This window comes from Rhizobium sullae, assembly GCF_900169785.1.
Taxonomy (GTDB): Bacteria; Pseudomonadota; Alphaproteobacteria; order Rhizobiales; family Rhizobiaceae; genus Rhizobium; species Rhizobium sullae.
Map to the genome: position 1 here is coordinate 166,418 of NZ_FWER01000002.1, position 15,441 is coordinate 181,858.

At 60.1% G+C, this 15,441-nt stretch carries 19 protein-coding genes and 1 pseudogene; 14 read left to right on the top strand and 6 right to left on the bottom strand.

The features are described 5' to 3' along the window. Nucleotides 1-185 precede the first annotated feature (185 nt). The 6 genes and pseudogenes from BN1800_RS02655 (at nt 186) to BN1800_RS02680 (ending at nt 4,471) form a co-directional block, all read left to right on the top strand. The gene (locus tag BN1800_RS02655; protein WP_086994185.1) at nt 186-551 is read left to right on the top strand and encodes a hypothetical protein; all 366 of its coding nucleotides are present in this window, start codon (nt 186-188) and stop codon (nt 549-551) included. After that, nucleotides 551-886: pseudogene (locus tag BN1800_RS02660) on the top strand (class GN sortase); the annotation flags it as partial. The gene BN1800_RS02655 and the pseudogene BN1800_RS02660, both read left to right, overlap by 1 nt. A gap of 80 nt (nt 887-966) precedes the next feature. Continuing rightward, a complete protein-coding gene (locus BN1800_RS02665) occupies nt 967-2,115 on the top strand; it encodes a PQQ-dependent sugar dehydrogenase (RefSeq protein ID WP_051336461.1) in 1,149 nt (382 codons plus the stop codon). Between the two features lie 207 nt (nt 2,116-2,322). Continuing rightward, complete coding sequence (locus BN1800_RS02670) at nt 2,323-3,213, top strand: DMT family transporter (protein WP_086994188.1); 891 nt, start codon at nt 2,323-2,325, stop codon at nt 3,211-3,213. A gap of 482 nt (nt 3,214-3,695) precedes the next feature. Further along, entirely contained in the window at nt 3,696-3,911 is a 216-nt protein-coding gene (locus tag BN1800_RS02675; RefSeq protein WP_027508436.1) for a cold-shock protein, read from the top strand. 146 nt (nt 3,912-4,057) lie between these two features. Continuing rightward, nucleotides 4,058-4,471, top strand: coding sequence for a BA14K family protein (locus BN1800_RS02680; protein ID WP_027508435.1), 414 nt, complete (start codon nt 4,058-4,060; stop codon nt 4,469-4,471). Between the two features lie 69 nt (nt 4,472-4,540). Here BN1800_RS02680 and BN1800_RS02685 read toward each other — a convergent pair whose 3' ends face one another. Next, nucleotides 4,541-5,185 carry an MBL fold metallo-hydrolase gene (locus BN1800_RS02685; protein ID WP_027508434.1) on the bottom strand — a complete coding sequence of 215 codons (645 nt, stop codon included), beginning with the start codon at nt 5,183-5,185 and terminating at the stop codon, nt 4,541-4,543. A gap of 279 nt (nt 5,186-5,464) precedes the next feature. On the opposite strand from BN1800_RS02685, the gene BN1800_RS02690 reads away from it, so the two are divergent. Further along, nucleotides 5,465-6,073 carry a DUF1236 domain-containing protein gene (locus BN1800_RS02690; protein ID WP_027508433.1) on the top strand — a complete coding sequence of 203 codons (609 nt, stop codon included), beginning with the start codon at nt 5,465-5,467 and terminating at the stop codon, nt 6,071-6,073. A 169-nt stretch (nt 6,074-6,242) separates the two neighbouring features. Then, a complete protein-coding gene (locus BN1800_RS02695; protein ID WP_027508432.1) occupies nt 6,243-6,509 on the top strand; it encodes a hypothetical protein in 267 nt (88 codons plus the stop codon). A 49-nt stretch (nt 6,510-6,558) separates the two neighbouring features. Here the strand turns inward: BN1800_RS02695 and BN1800_RS02700 are convergent, their stop codons facing one another. Then, a complete protein-coding gene (locus tag BN1800_RS02700) occupies nt 6,559-7,452 on the bottom strand; it encodes a branched-chain amino acid aminotransferase (RefSeq protein ID WP_086994191.1) in 894 nt (297 codons plus the stop codon). A 294-nt stretch (nt 7,453-7,746) separates the two neighbouring features. Between BN1800_RS02700 and BN1800_RS02705 the strand changes: the two genes are divergently transcribed. From BN1800_RS02705 to BN1800_RS02720, 4 genes are read left to right on the top strand one after another with little or no spacing between them, the layout of a single operon-like run. Next, nucleotides 7,747-8,190 carry a MarR family winged helix-turn-helix transcriptional regulator gene (locus BN1800_RS02705; protein ID WP_051336468.1) on the top strand — a complete coding sequence of 148 codons (444 nt, stop codon included), beginning with the start codon at nt 7,747-7,749 and terminating at the stop codon, nt 8,188-8,190. Next, entirely contained in the window at nt 8,191-8,889 is a 699-nt protein-coding gene (locus tag BN1800_RS02710) for a response regulator (RefSeq protein ID WP_027508429.1), read from the top strand. Between the two features lie 28 nt (nt 8,890-8,917). Continuing rightward, entirely contained in the window at nt 8,918-10,294 is a 1,377-nt protein-coding gene (locus tag BN1800_RS02715) for an ATP-binding protein (protein ID WP_086994194.1), read from the top strand. Between the two features lie 7 nt (nt 10,295-10,301). Continuing rightward, nucleotides 10,302-10,883: a DUF1349 domain-containing protein gene (locus BN1800_RS02720; RefSeq protein ID WP_086994197.1), complete on the top strand. Its 582-nt coding sequence runs from the start codon at nt 10,302-10,304 to the stop codon at nt 10,881-10,883. On the opposite strand, the gene BN1800_RS02725 is transcribed toward BN1800_RS02720, so the two are convergent. From BN1800_RS02725 to BN1800_RS02740, 4 genes are all read right to left on the bottom strand, one after another. Beyond that, the gene (locus tag BN1800_RS02725; RefSeq protein ID WP_086994200.1) at nt 10,884-11,225 is read right to left on the bottom strand and encodes a tRNA-binding protein; all 342 of its coding nucleotides are present in this window, start codon (nt 11,223-11,225) and stop codon (nt 10,884-10,886) included. It lies immediately after the preceding gene. Nucleotides 11,226-11,236: 11 nt separating this feature from the next. Then, nucleotides 11,237-12,055 (bottom strand): pyrroline-5-carboxylate reductase, encoded by an 819-nt coding sequence (proC, locus tag BN1800_RS02730; RefSeq protein WP_086994203.1) that lies wholly within the window; start codon nt 12,053-12,055, stop codon nt 11,237-11,239. A gap of 1 nt (nt 12,056) precedes the next feature. Then, the gene (locus BN1800_RS02735; RefSeq protein WP_027508424.1) at nt 12,057-12,557 is read right to left on the bottom strand and encodes a type III secretion system chaperone family protein; all 501 of its coding nucleotides are present in this window, start codon (nt 12,555-12,557) and stop codon (nt 12,057-12,059) included. 392 nt (nt 12,558-12,949) lie between these two features. Continuing rightward, nucleotides 12,950-13,210 carry an accessory factor UbiK family protein gene (locus tag BN1800_RS02740; protein WP_027508423.1) on the bottom strand — a complete coding sequence of 87 codons (261 nt, stop codon included), beginning with the start codon at nt 13,208-13,210 and terminating at the stop codon, nt 12,950-12,952. A 192-nt stretch (nt 13,211-13,402) separates the two neighbouring features. On the opposite strand from BN1800_RS02740, the gene lgt reads away from it, so the two are divergent. Together lgt and BN1800_RS02750 are read left to right on the top strand one after the other, a co-directional pair. Further along, the gene (gene lgt, locus BN1800_RS02745; protein ID WP_027508422.1) at nt 13,403-14,251 is read left to right on the top strand and encodes a prolipoprotein diacylglyceryl transferase; all 849 of its coding nucleotides are present in this window, start codon (nt 13,403-13,405) and stop codon (nt 14,249-14,251) included. Nucleotides 14,252-14,272: 21 nt separating this feature from the next. Further along, nucleotides 14,273-15,373: a class I SAM-dependent methyltransferase gene (locus BN1800_RS02750; protein ID WP_086994206.1), complete on the top strand. Its 1,101-nt coding sequence runs from the start codon at nt 14,273-14,275 to the stop codon at nt 15,371-15,373. The last annotated feature ends 68 nt before the right edge of the window (nt 15,374-15,441 follow it).

Consider the following 15,441-nt stretch of genomic DNA (forward strand, 5'->3'; position numbering starts at 1 on the left):
CGAAGAACTTGAACCAATCTCTGAAGGGATGTGGATTTCGCCCCTGAAATCAAAAACTTCGCGGATTCGGCCTTTGCCATGATTATGCCGCAACAAATGACGCGGCATGCCACAATTCGGTCGCGAGCCCGCCGGGATCGAAGCCTCATCCTTAGCGCTCCTAATTGGTTGTTGAGGGTATGCCAATGTTTCTGGAGGAAGAGCGGGCCGCAGCGCGGCTTCGCGCCCGCCGGGTTTCGCTTTCATTTTTGATTGCAGTAAGCGTCGTCGCCGCTTCGACGATTGCGTTCGGAATCATTTCCACCGCCCGCGCCGAAGAGGCGCCACAGCCGCAGAAGACCGAGCAAATTGCCGGCTCCTTAACCGCACCGGTGGCGACAAACGGCGCGACCGCCCAACCCGCCGTTTCGGCCAAACCGCGGACGGCGACGCATGCCGACGGACAGATCATGCGCGGGCTGACTCTGCTGCTTTTCGCCCTGACCGCAGCGGGCGCACTGGCCGTGTGGCGCCGCCGCATCAAGCGCCTGATGACGGTGAGGAGCAGGTAATGGGCCGCAACGGAAACCGGCTTCAGGACGCGGGCGAGTTCGAACCGCTTCCCTCTTACCTCGAACTGGCCATGGCGACCGCTGCGGCCACGGCCCACGACGCGCCGCGGCAGCGCGAGAAAGGCTTCCTTTTCTCGCGCCTTTCGATGGTCGAGCGGATGATTGCGCTCGGCATCGCCGGGCTTGCCCTGTATGGCGTCGCGCTGATGAGCGACGGCTTCTACATCAAGGGAAAGGCTGCGGTCGCGCAGATCCTGCTGCAGCGCTCCTTTGCCGAAGCCGACGTGGTGGACACGACGCCGACCGCCTCCATTCAACCGCAAAACACAAAGCCGTTATCTGCGCCGCAATAAGGTTGAAGAGCCCTGCCCGCCGCTCCACGTTGAAAGCGGATGACCGCGACGGGGAACGCCACATGACTATCGCCAGAACATTCGCCGCTTCCCTGCTTGCTGGCGTGCCCGTCTTCGCACCCGGCTTCGCCGCGGCAGCAGACAGGGTCGAGACCGAGAAGGTCGCAGTTAGCGTCGAAACCCTGGCGAATGGGCTGGAGCATCCCTGGGCCGTGGAAGTCATGCCCGACGGCGCCTATCTGGTGACTGAGCGGCCAGGCCGGATGCGGATCGTCAGGGAGGGAAAGCTTTCAGATCCGATCGGAGGCGTGCCGGACGTCCGTGCCCGCGGCCAGGGCGGCCTGATGGACGTAGCGCTCGCGCCGGACTTCGCAACGAGCCGCACGATCTATTTCACGGCATCGACCGCCAATCGCAGAGGCTCGGGAACCGAAGCCTTCAGCGCCACGCTTGCCGCCGACGGCAGCAGGCTCGAGAACGTGAAGCCAATCTTCACCATGGACCAGTTCACCGGCGGCAGTATCCAATATGGTGCGCGCATCGCCATCGCCCGCGACGGCAGTCTCTTTATCAGCATAGGTGACCGCGGCGACCGCGACCGCTCTCAAGACTGGAAGGATGATGCCGGCTCCATCGTGCATATCAATGCCGATGGGAGCATCCCTGCGGACAACCCGTTCAAGAACGGCGGCAAGGCACTGCCGGAAATCTGGTCGAAAGGCCATCGCAACCCGCAGGGCATCACCTTCGACACCGCCGACGGCAAACTCTACACCGTCGAACATGGTGCGCGCGGCGGTGACGAAATCAATGTCATCGAGCCCGGCAAGAATTACGGCTGGCCGATCATCAGCTATGGACGGAATTACTCCGGCACAAAGATCGGCGAAGGCACGGCCAAGAAAGGGCTGGAACAGCCGCTGCACTATTGGGACCCCTCCATCGCCCCCGGCGCGCTCGCGATCTATCGCGGCAAGATGTTTCCGGAATGGGACGGCAACTTCCTCGTCGCAGCGCTCAAATTCGAACTGCTCTCCCGCATGCAGCGCGATGATAGCGGTGCTTTCGTTGCAGAGGAGCAGATTTTCGAAGGCGATTACGGCCGCATCCGCGACATTGTCATCGCACCGGACGGAGCGCTCCTGATGGTCACGGACGAAGCCGATGGCGCGCTACTGCGCGTCTCGCGCGCCGACCGTCAGAACGGTTAGGACGAAGCTCCTTGCGGTCACCAGAAAGGCCGCCTGCCCGTCCCTCAGGCCAAGCTTTTCGCAAGCGGAGTTCCGGAGTAGCCGGCGGTGATTCATGCGGCCATGCGAGCAATCTGGCACTCTGAACGCGCCCCTCTTCGCCCTTGCCGAAACGAAATGCAACTGGTAACCGTCGCTGCCACAACCTGCCCCACATCAAGGACTGACATGACGCGCGTCCAGGCGAACCTCCTTCTGTTGCTTGCTGCCGCGATCTGGGGCGGCGGCTTCGTCGCGCAGTCGACGGCCATGAAGGCAATCGGTCCCTTCTGGTTTATCGGACTGCGCTTTGGGGTCGCGACGGTCGCGGTCCTGCCTTTCGTGCTCCTTGAGGCACGCAAGGCCAGGGTTAAGACCACGCGCCGTCATCTCGGGCTTTATATCCTGATCGGCTTTGCCCTTTTCGGCGGCGCCTTGACCCAACAGATCGGCCTTCAGACGACGACTGTGACGAATTCGAGCTTCATCACGGGTCTCTATGTCGTCTTCGTGCCGCTGATCGCCGTCGCCTTCGTGCGCCGCCCGCCGCACTGGATCATCTGGCCGGCTGCCGTCACCGCCGTCGCCGGCATCTACATGCTGTCCGGCGGACAGCTTTCCGCGCTGACCATGGGCGACGGACTGACGGTCATTTGCGCCGCCTTCTGGGCGATCCAGATCACGCTCGCAGGCACGACAGTTTCCGAGACCGAACGGCCGCTTATGCTTTCTGCCGCCCAATTTGGAGTGACAGCAGTCTGTGCCCTCGTCGTGGCCGCCACCATCGAGCCGATCAGCGTGGAAGCGGTCACGGATGCAGCACCCGAAATCCTCTACGTTGGCATCTTTTCCTCCGGCGTCGCCTTCGTGCTGCAGGTGATCGGCCAGCGCTACACGACACCGTCGCAAGCTGCCATCTTCCTCTCCTCCGAAGCGCTCTTCGGCTCGGCGCTCGGCGCGCTGCTGCTCGGAGAGACTATGCCCCGGCTCGGCTATGCAGGCTGTGCGCTGATGTTTACCGCTATGCTTGTGGTCGAACTGGTACCGGAACTCGGAAAAAGGCGCAGCCAGCCCGCTTGAGCTATGGCTTTTTCTGCGTTGGACGGCGAATTCGGAAAAAATTTCTCGCCTCATCGAGGACGCGCTATCGTTGCATTTTTGGGAAAATCTGCTCTCAACTTATATTGCGAACAATACAAAACGTTAATCATGCGTCCGCTGTGAGCGAAAATTTGCGTTTTGACGCAAATAGGATAGCCGCACTAAATGTGCTTTCGCTAACACGTTAAAAAACTTTTGCTTGCCAATTCCCGATAATCGCAGCAATCTCACGGCGTTCGGGCATTTTGCGAGCATGGGAAGTCCTTAAGAATGTGCGCGCCGGAAACGCTAATATTCCGGTCAGCCGGTCTCGCCAAGGTGGGGAATAATCCCGTCATGAGACAGGCCGGGGTAGAGGGGACCTTTTTCTCGAATTTCAAGAATTGCCTGCCAACGCCCCGCAAGGGACATAGTTGATGCTGCCCGTGTGGATGGCGGGCAGAGAGAAAAGGACCTGACGCATGGCCGAGACTGGCACTGTTAAATTCTTCAATAGCGACAAAGGCTTTGGCTTTATCAAGCCGGACAAGGGTGGCGCCGATATCTTCGTTCACATTTCCGCCGTTCAGGCTTCCGGCCTTGCCGGTCTGACCGAAAATCAGAAGGTCAGCTTCGACACGGAGCCAGATCGCCGCGGCAAGGGGCCCAAGGCCGTCAATCTGCAGATTGACGGCTGAAGCCTCAACAAGACCGCCTAATTCGAGTTGAGGCCCGGCAGCTATGCCGGGTTTTATCATTCAGCGTCCGTTCAGATAGCCGCCACTATCTTGTCATCATCACGGCGCAGGAACCGCTCACGGGGTTCCAAGAATAGGATATGACCATGAACAGGCTCGCCAAGACACTTCTTCTGACAGCTACTGCCGCAGCCCTCACCCTTTCTGTAATCGGCGAAGCATCCGCCCGTGACCGCTGGCATCGCCACAGCAATGGCGACGCAGCGCTTGTCGGCGGCGCGGTCGGCCTTGCAACCGGCCTGATCGTCGGCTCGGCCATCGCCAATCAACCGCGCTATTATGAAGAGCCGCGCTATATCGATCCGCCCTATGAGCCGGAATATGAAGCCGTGCCGGTTTACCGCGCACCGCCGCGTTACTACGCCCCTGTCCGCGCTGATATCGAGCCCTGGACGCCGCAGTGGGAGCGCTACTGCTCTTACCGCTACCGCAGTTTCGATCCGAGCAGTGGCACCTTTGTCGGCAACGACGGCCGCGAGCACTTCTGCACCGCAGGCTGATCCGAGACCCCCTCCAAACGCAATGCGCCGCTCATCGAGCGGCGCATTTGTTTTGGCCGTTTGACGAGATCAGATGCCGCTGAGGAATGGGTTGCTGCGTCGCTCGTCGCCGATGCGGCTGCCGGGGCCGTGCCCGCAGATGAAACCGACGTCATCGCCGAGCGGCAGCACCTTGTCGCGGATCGAATCCAGCAGTTGCTGGTGATTGCCGCCTGGCAGATCGGTTCGGCCGATCGAGCCATTGAAGAGCACGTCGCCGAGATGCGCGAAGTTCTGGGCCCGATTGAAATAGATGACATGGCCGGGCGCGTGGCCGGGCGTGTGATAAACTTCGAACTCATGGCTACCGAAGGAAATCCTGTCGCCATCCTTCAGCCAGCGGTCCGGCACGACGTTCTGCAGACCGGTGATGCCATATTTCTGCGCCTGTATCTCGATCCGCTCCAGCAGCGGCCGATCATCCTCGTGCGGACCGACGATATCGACGTCGAGCGCTTCCTTGAGTTCCTTGGCGCCGCCGGCATGATCGAGATGCCCGTGTGTCAGCCAGATCTCCTTGATGACCAGGTCGTTCTCCTCGAGCGCTTTGAGAATGACCGACACATCGCCGCCCGGATCGACGACCACGCCCTCCTTCGTGTCCGGATCGAAGAGAACGGTGCAGTTCTGCTGGAAGGGTGTTACCGGAATGACGCCGGCTTGGAGCATGCCCATGATATGCCTCGCTTGGTCTCTCTGCCTGCTTCGATATAGCCGGAAAGATCGCCAAATCCAGCCGCTTTTTTGGCGATCCTCACACTGACTCACACTATCAAGACGCCTCGTAACAACTGTTCATCGCAGCAGAAAATGGCACGCAGCATTAATCTTTATTGTTAACTTTCAATGTCTTGAGGCGTTCTGGTGAATCCGGTTTTCAACCCGACCTCTCGAAAGGCGGAACCAGATGGTGAACGGAGCGTTTCACTCCAGCAAAAAGCAAGGAGAAAAAGAATGACCTTCACGAGACATCTTTTCCTGGCAGGCGCCGTGCTCGCCGCGAGCGCTGGCTTCGCCCATGCGGAAATGACCGCGACGGCCATCAATGACCTCAATGTGCGTTCCGGGCCTGGCCCGCAGTATCCCTCGGTCGGCGTCGCAACGCGCGGTTCGCCCGCCTTGCTCGACGGCTGCATCCAGGGCAGCCGCTGGTGCCGCGTCGATGTGAACGGCATGCGCGGCTGGGTCTATGCCGAATATCTGCAGGTCCTGCGCGACGGCAATCCTGTCATTGTCGAAGAGAACGAAGCGGTGCTTGGCGTCCCGACCGTGACTTATGAATCGACCGCAAGCATCCCTGCCGATCCCGCACCGGGCGACGAACTGCTTGGTCCCGTCGGCTCCGTGGAGGCGATAACTCCGCCTGAGACGGTCCGCACCTATATCGAAACCACACCGGCGCAGACAGTCCAATTGAGCGGCGACGTCGTCGTGGGTGCCGAGGTTCCGGAGAGCGTGACGTTCCAGGAGATTCCGAACTACGAGTATCGCTACGTCCGCATCAATGAGCGACCCGTCCTCGTCGATCCGGGCACCCGCCGCATTGTCTACGTCTATCAATGAGATATGGCGCGAGGCGGTCCGTAGATCGCCTCGCTAGCCTTTTAAATACCGAATCTCTCGTATGGGTTGTTTTTAGCTCCCCTTTCCCTCCAGGACATGATAAAATTCTAATACGTCGCAGGGAGCGATGTGCAGGCGATTCGCATCGATCGCCATTTGGAGGGAAATCATGGAAGCGTTACTTCCGCTCATCACGCAACTGATTGCCGGCGCCGTCGGCGGCAATGCCGCGAGCGCGGCGCTGAAACAGCAGGCGGTCAGCGTCGTCGCCCGGACGATCGCTGGTGCAATTGGCGGTATCGGCGGCGGCATGCTTCTCAGCATGGTCGGCGGCGAAGCGGCGTTGACCGGACTAATTGCCGATGGCATCGGCGGCCTGATCGGCGGCGGTATCCTGTCGACCATCGTCGGAATGGTGATGGCGCGGGCGCGGTAATATAAAAGCCCGGCCCGCGGAAGGCGCGGCCGGGCTTTCCTTGTCGAGGTTATTCGGCCGCGATAGACGCCGCCGAATACACTTCCGTCATGTAGTCGTTCATCAGCATCTCTGAGATCGTCGCCGGCGCGAACTTATAAGGGCCGATCTCAGAGACCGGCGTCACTTCCGCGGCAGAGCCCGTCAGGAAGCATTCGCTGAAGCCCGAGAGCTCTTCCGGCTGGATCGCGCGCTCGACGACTGGATAGCCGCGGCGCTTGGCAAGCTCGATCACCGTCTGGCGCGTGATGCCGTTCAGGAAGCAATCCGGAAGCGGCGTATGAATGACGCCGTCCTTAACGAAGAAGATGTTGGCACCCGTCGCTTCGGCGACCTGGCCGCGGTAATCAAGCATCATCGCGTCCGCGTAGCCTTTTGCCTCTGCGGCATGCTTGGAAATAGTGCAGATCATGTAGAGACCGGCAGCCTTTGACGAAGCCGGCGCGGTCATCGGGTCGGGACGCCGGTATTCGGCGATGTCGAGGCGGATGCCCTTGAGCTTTTCGGCAGGATTGAAGTAGCTGCCCCACTGCCAGATGGCGATCGCGACATTGATGCGATTCGACTGGGCCGAGATCCCCATCATTTCGCTGCCGCGCCAGGCGATCGGCCGCACATAGGCCTCGGAAAAACCTTGGCGCTTCAAGAGTTCGACCGTTACCGCATCGAGTTCCTCGACCGGGTAAGGCACCTTGAAACCAAGAATTTCCGCGGACTTGTGAAGACGCTGATTGTGTTCCGTCAGCTTGAATACCCGGCCGCCATAGGCACGCTCGCCTTCGAAGACCGCGCTCGCATAATGCAGGCCATGCGTCAGCACGTGGATCTTCGCGTCCTTCCAAGGCAGGAATTCGCCGTTGAACCAGATTTCCCCATCCAGCTGGTCGAAGGGAACTGAAGCCATTCTCGTATCCTCCGGCGCTCGCGCGCCATACCTGTTGATTGTTGCCCATATTACGTTTTATCCACTGCGCAGTGGGGAAAAAAAGCGTTGTATGGGGAGGGAAGACGGGCCGGTTTCGAACAAACGCCCGCCTCCGCAAAGTCCGGGGAAGCTAACAGCGGCGCAAAATTATGTCAACAAAGCTGACATATCTTTGCTATAGTTTCGCAGGGCGCGCAGAACGAGAAAGGAAATGACGTGGCGGCACGACAGACCAGCTCGAAAGCAGCCAAATCCGAACCGTTGGCCGCGCCGATGGAAAACACCGGCATCATCGATTTCGAGATCATCGAGCTCTTCTTTTTTGCCTATCGCGATTTCGTCTCCGATCCGGACGCGATCCTGGAAAAGAGCGGCTTCGGCCGGGCCCATCACCGGGTGGTGCATTTCGTTAACCGTGAACCGGGCATGACCGTTGCCGATCTTCTGGATACGTTGAAGATTACCAAACAGAGCCTCGCTCGGGTGCTCAAACAACTGATCGATTCGGGGTATATTCGTCAGGTGGCGGGGCCTGAAGACCGGCGCCAGCGTAAGCTATATCCGACAAAGACCGGGCGCGAACTGGCCCTCGCTCTGGCGGAGCCGCAATCGCGCCGCATTGAGAGAGCATTCGACGGTGCCGCTCCGGAGGTGCGCGAAAGCGTAAAGGCATTTCTAAGGGGTATGAGGGACAGACAAACAACGAAAGCGGGTTGAATGGCGGGAAAAACAATCATTTCGGATGACGCGGCACATCTATTGGTGGTCGATGACGACACCCGAATCCGCGCTCTTTTGAACCGTTATCTGACGGAGAACGGCTTCCGGGTGACCGTGGCCGCGGATGGCGCCGAGGCGCAACGCAAGCTTGCCGGGCTCGACTTCGATCTCATCATCATGGACGTGATGATGCCGGGCGAATCCGGCATCGACGTAACGCGCGGCCTGCGCGCCATCAAAAACGTGCCGATCATCATGCTGACAGCGCTCGCGGAGTCCGACAATCGCATCGCGGGACTTGAAGCCGGCGCCGACGATTATCTCTCGAAGCCTTTCGATCCGCGTGAACTGGTGCTGCGCGTCAACAATATCCTGCGCCGCAACGCCTCCGACGCGCCGAAAATCGAGCAGATTATGTTCGGCCCGTACACTTTCTCGCTCACTCGCAAGGAACTGAAGAAGGCGACGGAAGTGATCCGCCTCACGGACCGCGAGCAGGAGATCATGCTGCTTTTTGCCAGGCGTGCCGGCGATACTATTCCGCGCCACGAGCTCATCGGCAATGACGTCGACGTCGGCGAGCGCACGATCGACGTGCAGATCAATCGGCTGCGCCGCAAGATCGAGGACGATCCCGCAAATCCTGTCTGGCTGCAGACGGTTCGTGGTATAGGATACAGGCTGAGCATCGATTGATGGCCTCAACGTCAGGATCGCGACTGTGATGGTGACTTTCGACTCCCTACGCCGCGAAGAGCGCTCGCCAGCCTCCGGATGGAAAGGGTTCGGCCGCTGGCTGCGCCGCCGTCTGCCGACCGGCCTCTACGTCCGTTCGCTGCTGATCATCATCATTCCCATGGTGCTGCTGCAGTCCGTCGTTGCCGCGGTCTTCATGGAGCGCCATTGGCAAATGGTGACGCAGCGCCTGTCGATGGCGGTCACCCGCGATATCGCGGCGATCATTCAAATCATCGAAACCTATCCGCAGGATGCGGATTTCAGCGAAGCCACGCGCATCGCCCGCGAGCAGTTGAACCTGCAGATTTCGATCGAGCCCGACGGAGAACTGCCGCCACCGCGCGAAAAGCCGTTCTTCTCCATCCTCGATGGCATCCTGAGCGATGAGATCAGCGACCAGATCAAGCGGCCCTACTGGATCGACACCGTGGGAGATTCGAGCCTCGTTGAAATCCGGATAAAGCTGGACGCCAAGATTCTGCGCGTTTTGACCAAGCGCAACCAGACCTATGCGTCGAACACGCATATCTTCATCGTCTGGATGGTCGGCGCCTCTCTCGTGCTGATCGGCGTATCGATCCTCTTCCTGCGCGGCCAGATTCGGCCGATCCTGACGCTCGCGCAAGCCGCCGAGAGCTTTGGCAAGGGACATAAACACGATGACTTCTATCCGCGCGGCGCCGACGAGGTCAGACGCGCAGGACTTGCCTTCATCCTGATGCGCGAACGCATCGAACGGCAGATCGAACAGCGAACCGCGATGCTGACCGGCGTCAGTCACGACCTGCGCACGGTGCTGACCCGCTTCAAGCTGCAGTTAGCCCTTGCCGGCAACAGTCCCGAACTCCAGGGCCTGAATGACGACGTCAACGACATGCAATCGATGCTTGAGGCCTATATGGCCTTTGCGCGCAGCGAGATCGAAGAGGATGTCGGAGAACTGAAGCTCAGCGAACTGCTCGGAAAGATCGAAACGGACTTCGCCCTACACGAAAAGACGCTCAGCTATTCGATCGAAGGCGAAGATGAAATCCTGGTTCGGCCGAACGCATTCACGCGCCTGGTGGCTAACCTCGCCTCCAATGCCCGCCGCTATGCGAATACGCTGAACATTGAAGCAAAGCACAGTGCGAAATGGCTGACGCTGAACTTCGATGATGATGGCCCCGGCATTCCCGAGAAAAATCGCGAGGACGTCTTCAAGCCCTTCTTCCGTCTCGATGAAGCGCGCAATCTGGACGCTTCCGGCACCGGCCTCGGCCTTGCCATCGCCCGCGATATCGCCCGCAGCCACGGTGGCAACGTCACGCTCGGCGACAGTCCTCTCGGCGGCCTCCGCGCCACCATCCGCATCCCGGCGTGAGGTCCAGATGGCGATCGACCCGAAAGAGATGATCTGGCTCAATTCTCCGCCCCTGGCGGAGGTTCGTGAGGGTGCATTGCACGTCCGATCAGGCAAAAAGACAGACTTCTGGCAAGGCACCTATTACGGCTTCCATCGCGACGACGGTCATTTTCTGCATCACCAGCGCAAGGGCGACTTCACGGCAGAAGTGACATTCTCAGGCCGCTATCAGGAGCTTTACGACCAGGCCGGCCTGATGGTCCGTGCGGATTCAGCACGCTGGATGAAATGCGGGGTCGAATACACCGATGGCGCAAAGCACTTCAGCACCGTCGTCACCAATGGCAATTCCGACTGGTCGGCCTTTCGCATCGAGCATGAATTCGAACGGCTCTCCCTTCGCGTGACCCGCAACAAGGACGCGCTCTTTATTCAGTACCGGACCGACCGGATCAGCGAATGGCGCATGGCGCGCCTCGCCTGGTTCAATCCGTCGATTGAAGAGGTGATGGTCGGCCCGGCATTCTGCTCGCCGCAGCGCGCAGGCTTCGAGGCCGTCTTTCACGATTTTACGCTGACCGATCCGGTCTCGCGCGACATTCACTGATCACATCAGCTTCTTGCCATTCGGCACCGCTTTGTCTGTCGCGGCGAGAACGATCGCGCCCGCTTCGTCCTCGAAGCCGAGGGTCAGGACCTCCGAGCGGAACGGCCCGATCTGGCGTGGCGGGAAATTCACCACTCCTAGAACCTGGCGGCCGACGAGGTTTTCCAGCGTGTAGTGCACGGTGATCTGCGCCGAGGATTTCTTGACGCCGATCTCCGGGCCGAAATCGATCAGCAGCTTGACCGCCGGCTTTCGGGCTTCCGGAAAGGGTTCGGCCTCAATGATCGTGCCGACACGAATGTCCACACGTTCGAAATCGGCATAGGTGATCTCCTCAGCCATCGCGATGCCCTTCAGCCGGCCAGTTCTTCAGCACGCTTGCGGGCAGCTGCAAGAGCCTTGTCGAACAGCGGCTGCATGCCCTCTTCCGCCATCAGCACGGAAAGGGCCGCGGCCGTCGTGCCACCAGGCGACGTGACGTTCTGGCGAAGCTTCGAGGCGTCGTCGGGGGACTGGTGTAGGAGTTCACCAGCCCCCGCGACAGTCTCCCGCGCAAGACGCATGGCGAGGTCCGCCGGCAGGCCAAGTTTACGGCCTGCTTCTGCCATACACTCGACGAGATAGAACACATAAGCCGGGCCGCTACCGGACAATGCCGTCACGGCATCGATATCGGACTCGGCCGAGACCCACTCGACAGGACCAGAGACGCGAAGAAGGGAATGAACGCGATCACGCTGCCGGGCGCTGACGCGCGCATTGGCGAAGGCGCCGGTGACGCCGCGGCCGATCATGGCGGGCGTGTTCGGCATGGCGCGAACCATAGCGGCCTCGCCGAGATGCTTTTCGAGGAAAGCCAGCGTCTTGCCAGCAGCCACTGAAACGACCACCGTCTTGGATCCGACGGCGCTCTTCACCGGCGGCAGGACTGTTTCCATCACCTGCGGTTTCACCGCGAGGAAGATGGCATCCGCCTTCAGACCGGCGGGAACGGTTGAGGCATGCGTCGCGCCCGCATCGCCGATGACCTTCATCATCGTGGGTGACGGACCCGGATCGATCACGACAACGGAGGATCCCGGAACACCGCTCTTCAGCCAGCCGGAGAGCATCGCGCCGCCCATATTGCCGGCGCCGACGAGAACGACTGTATCGGAAGACGATGGTGACATTTTACGCTTCGCCGACCGTTTCGAAGAGAACTGCTTCCATAGCCTTGGCGGCATCCAGGCCGGACCAGATGACGAACTGGAACGCCTGATAGTAAGCTTCGCAGGTATCGAGGGCGCTGGAAAGCAAAACTTCCACCTGACGGTTCGTCGGCTCGGCCCCGCCCGCCAGCAGCAGCGACTGCCGGAAGATGATCACATCTTCCTGCCGCCACAAATCGAAATGGCCCATCAGAACCTGGCCATTGATCGCAGCCAAGAGCTTGGTGACCTCGTTGACGCGGGCCTCCGGAACCTTGATGTCGAAAGCGCAGCCGAGATGCAGCGCCTCGAATTCCTCCATCCAGGAGAAGGAAACGTGGTAATCGGCCCACTTCCCCTCGACCGTCATTGCGATCTCGTCCTCGCCCGACCGCTCAAACGCCCAGTCGTTGTTGGCGGCGACGTACTCGATCATATCGACCGGGTTCGACTGACGCTCGAATTCCAATTCCATAAGGCTCATGCAGCACCTTCTTGACCGGAATGAATGCGACTGAACTTGGGTTTACGAACACAAGAAAAGACACACGCAAATACCGGAACCACCACTCGGATGTTCGTTGAACCGCTGCCAGACCTAACGCAGTGAACCTGCCCGGAGCTTACCAATGTCCGCTTCGAATCATCATTTAAAATCAGTGTATAACGCCCCCGGTGACAAGCCAGCCCCTCTCCGGTCATTTCCGGAAAGGTACTGTGGACAGCCGTTCGGAATTTGATTTCAGAAGGAGGTTGTAAACGACTCTGCGTATTGGCTTTTTTGGCAGTGTCCACAGGTGGAAAACGGCACCTGTTTTTTTTCGAAGAGGCGACGTGCCGCTTATGCGCCACACCGCACTTGTGCCAGAATGAGACTTATTTCGTTCTTGCGGCAAGCTTTGCTTCAAGCGCGGCGACGCGGGCAAGCAACGCTTCGTTTTCGTCGCGAGCCTTGATCGCCATTTCGCGGACGGCCTCGAATTCCTCGCGCTTGACCACATCCATGGTGTTTAGCCAGCGCTCGGCCTGAGCGTTGAAGGCGGTCTCGATTTCCTTGCGTACACCCTGGGCGGCGCCCGCTGCATCCGTCATCAGCTTGGCGAATTCGTCCATGATGCGGTTTGTTCCACTCGTCATGGCGGTTTTTCTCCTTCCCACCACATGATTTTGATAGGCCTGAAGCCTTAGAAAGGAGGTAGGGCTTTGCCGTTAAGGATGCAAGCGCTTTGCTCTGGATAAGCACGCACCGGGCATGCTCCGCCTCACAATCGACTTGACCGCTTCGTATCGCAACGCCATGTTCCGCGCACATCAACGGGTGGAAAAGCCTTGCCGACTGCAGCCAATCTTCTTTCGATCATGCCCTTTCCGGATATCGATCCGATCGCCTTTTCGATCGGCCCGCTGGCTATTCACTGGTACGGCCTCGCCTATGTCGCGGGCATCATGCTCGGATGGCTTTATGCCCGGCAGATCGCCGGCAACGATGAGCTCTGGCCGGGCAATGCCTCGCCGATCACCAAGGTGCAGATCGACGACTTCATCGTCTGGGCAGCCCTCGGCATCGTTCTCGGCGGCCGCATCGGCTATATCCTTTTCTACGATCTGCCGTCCGTGGTCGAGAACCCGCTCCGCGCCATCGAGATCTGGAACGGCGGCATGTCCTTCCACGGTGGAATCACCGGCACGACGATCGCCATGATCGTCTTTGCGCGCCGCAACGGCATTCCGGTCTGGAGCCTTTTCGACATCGTTGCCGCCGTGGTGCCGATCGGCCTGTTCTGCGGCCGCATCGCAAACTTCGTCAACGGCGAGCTTTGGGGACGGCTGACGGATGTGCCGTGGGCAGTCGTTTTCCCGACCGGAGGGCCGTTTGCACGCCATCCAAGCCAACTCTACGAAGCGGGCCTCGAAGGCATCGTGCTGCTGCTTTCGCTTGCCCTTCTCGTCTATGGATTCCGGGCGCTGAAAGCACCTGGACTCGTTACCGGGGTCTTCGTTTGCGGCTATGGGCTGTCGCGCATCTTGGTCGAGTTCTTCCGTGAGCCGGATGCGCAGCTCGGCTACCTACTCGGCACGAATTGGCTGACCATGGGCATGGTCCTTTCTTTCCCGATGGTGCTGCTCGGAATCTGGGCGATGGCGCGGGCCCTCAGCCAGGCCGCTTTGCAGCATTGAGCCTGTCAGGACGGTACGATCATGATGACCGCACTCGGTGAAAAGATAAAGGCGATCATTCAGGCGAACGGGCCGATCAGCGTCACGGACTATTTTTCGCTCTGCCTCGCTGATCCAGAATACGGCTACTATCGCACCCGCGAGCCCTTCGGCCGGTCCGGAGATTTCGTTACCGCGCCCGAAGTCAGCCAGCTCTTCGGCGAAATGATCGGGGTCTTCGTTGTGCACGCCTGGCAGCGGCACGGCACCCCGTCAGGCCTGCGCCTCGTTGAAATCGGGGCGGGCCGCGGGACGATGATGGCTGATATGCTGCGCGTCATCGAGCGTCTCGCCCCGCCGCTTTTCGAGAACATGACCGTTCATCTCGTCGAAACGAGCGAACGCCTTCGCGACATCCAGCAACAGACGCTTGTCGCACATGGGGGCAAGATCAGCTGGCATTTCGATTTTGAGGAGGTGCCGCCGGGCTTCACGCTGATTGCGGCAAACGAGCTGTTCGACGCTATTCCGATCCGCCAATTCGTCAAGACGTCGACCGGCTTTCGCGAGCGCATGGTTGGCCTCGACGCGGATGGCGAACTGGCATTCGCTGCCGGGATCGCCAGCATCGATCCGGCACTGCTACCCGAATCGCCGCAGGCCGTGCCGGCCGGCACGCTCTTTGAGATTTCACCGGCCAGGCAGGCCGTGATGATCACCATCTGCGATCGCTTGAGGGCCTTCGGCGGCACGGCGCTGGCGATCGACTACGGACACCTGGTCACCGGCTTCGGTGACACGCTGCAGGCCGTGCGCATGCACGAGTTCGATCCGCCGCTTGCCCATCCCGGTGAAGCGGATCTGACGAGCCATGTGGATTTCGAAGATCTTGCAAAAACCGCTGTCGCCGCAGGGCTGCATCTCAATGGTGCGCTGCATCAGGGCGATTTCCTGATCGGCCTCGGCATTCTCGAGCGCGCCGCCGCTCTCGGCCGCGATCGCGAACCGCGCACGCAGCAGATAATCCAGAGCGCGGTCGACCGTTTGGCCGGCTCCGGCGAAGGCCGGATGGGTGAGCTTTTCAAGGTGATGGCCGTCTCCTATCCGGTCGTCGATCTCATGCCGTTCCGCCCCGTGGATTGACAGGACGCTCGGCCCTGGGCCAACATCCAGCGCAATCAACAATGCTTCGCCGGGCGGACCGGCGAACA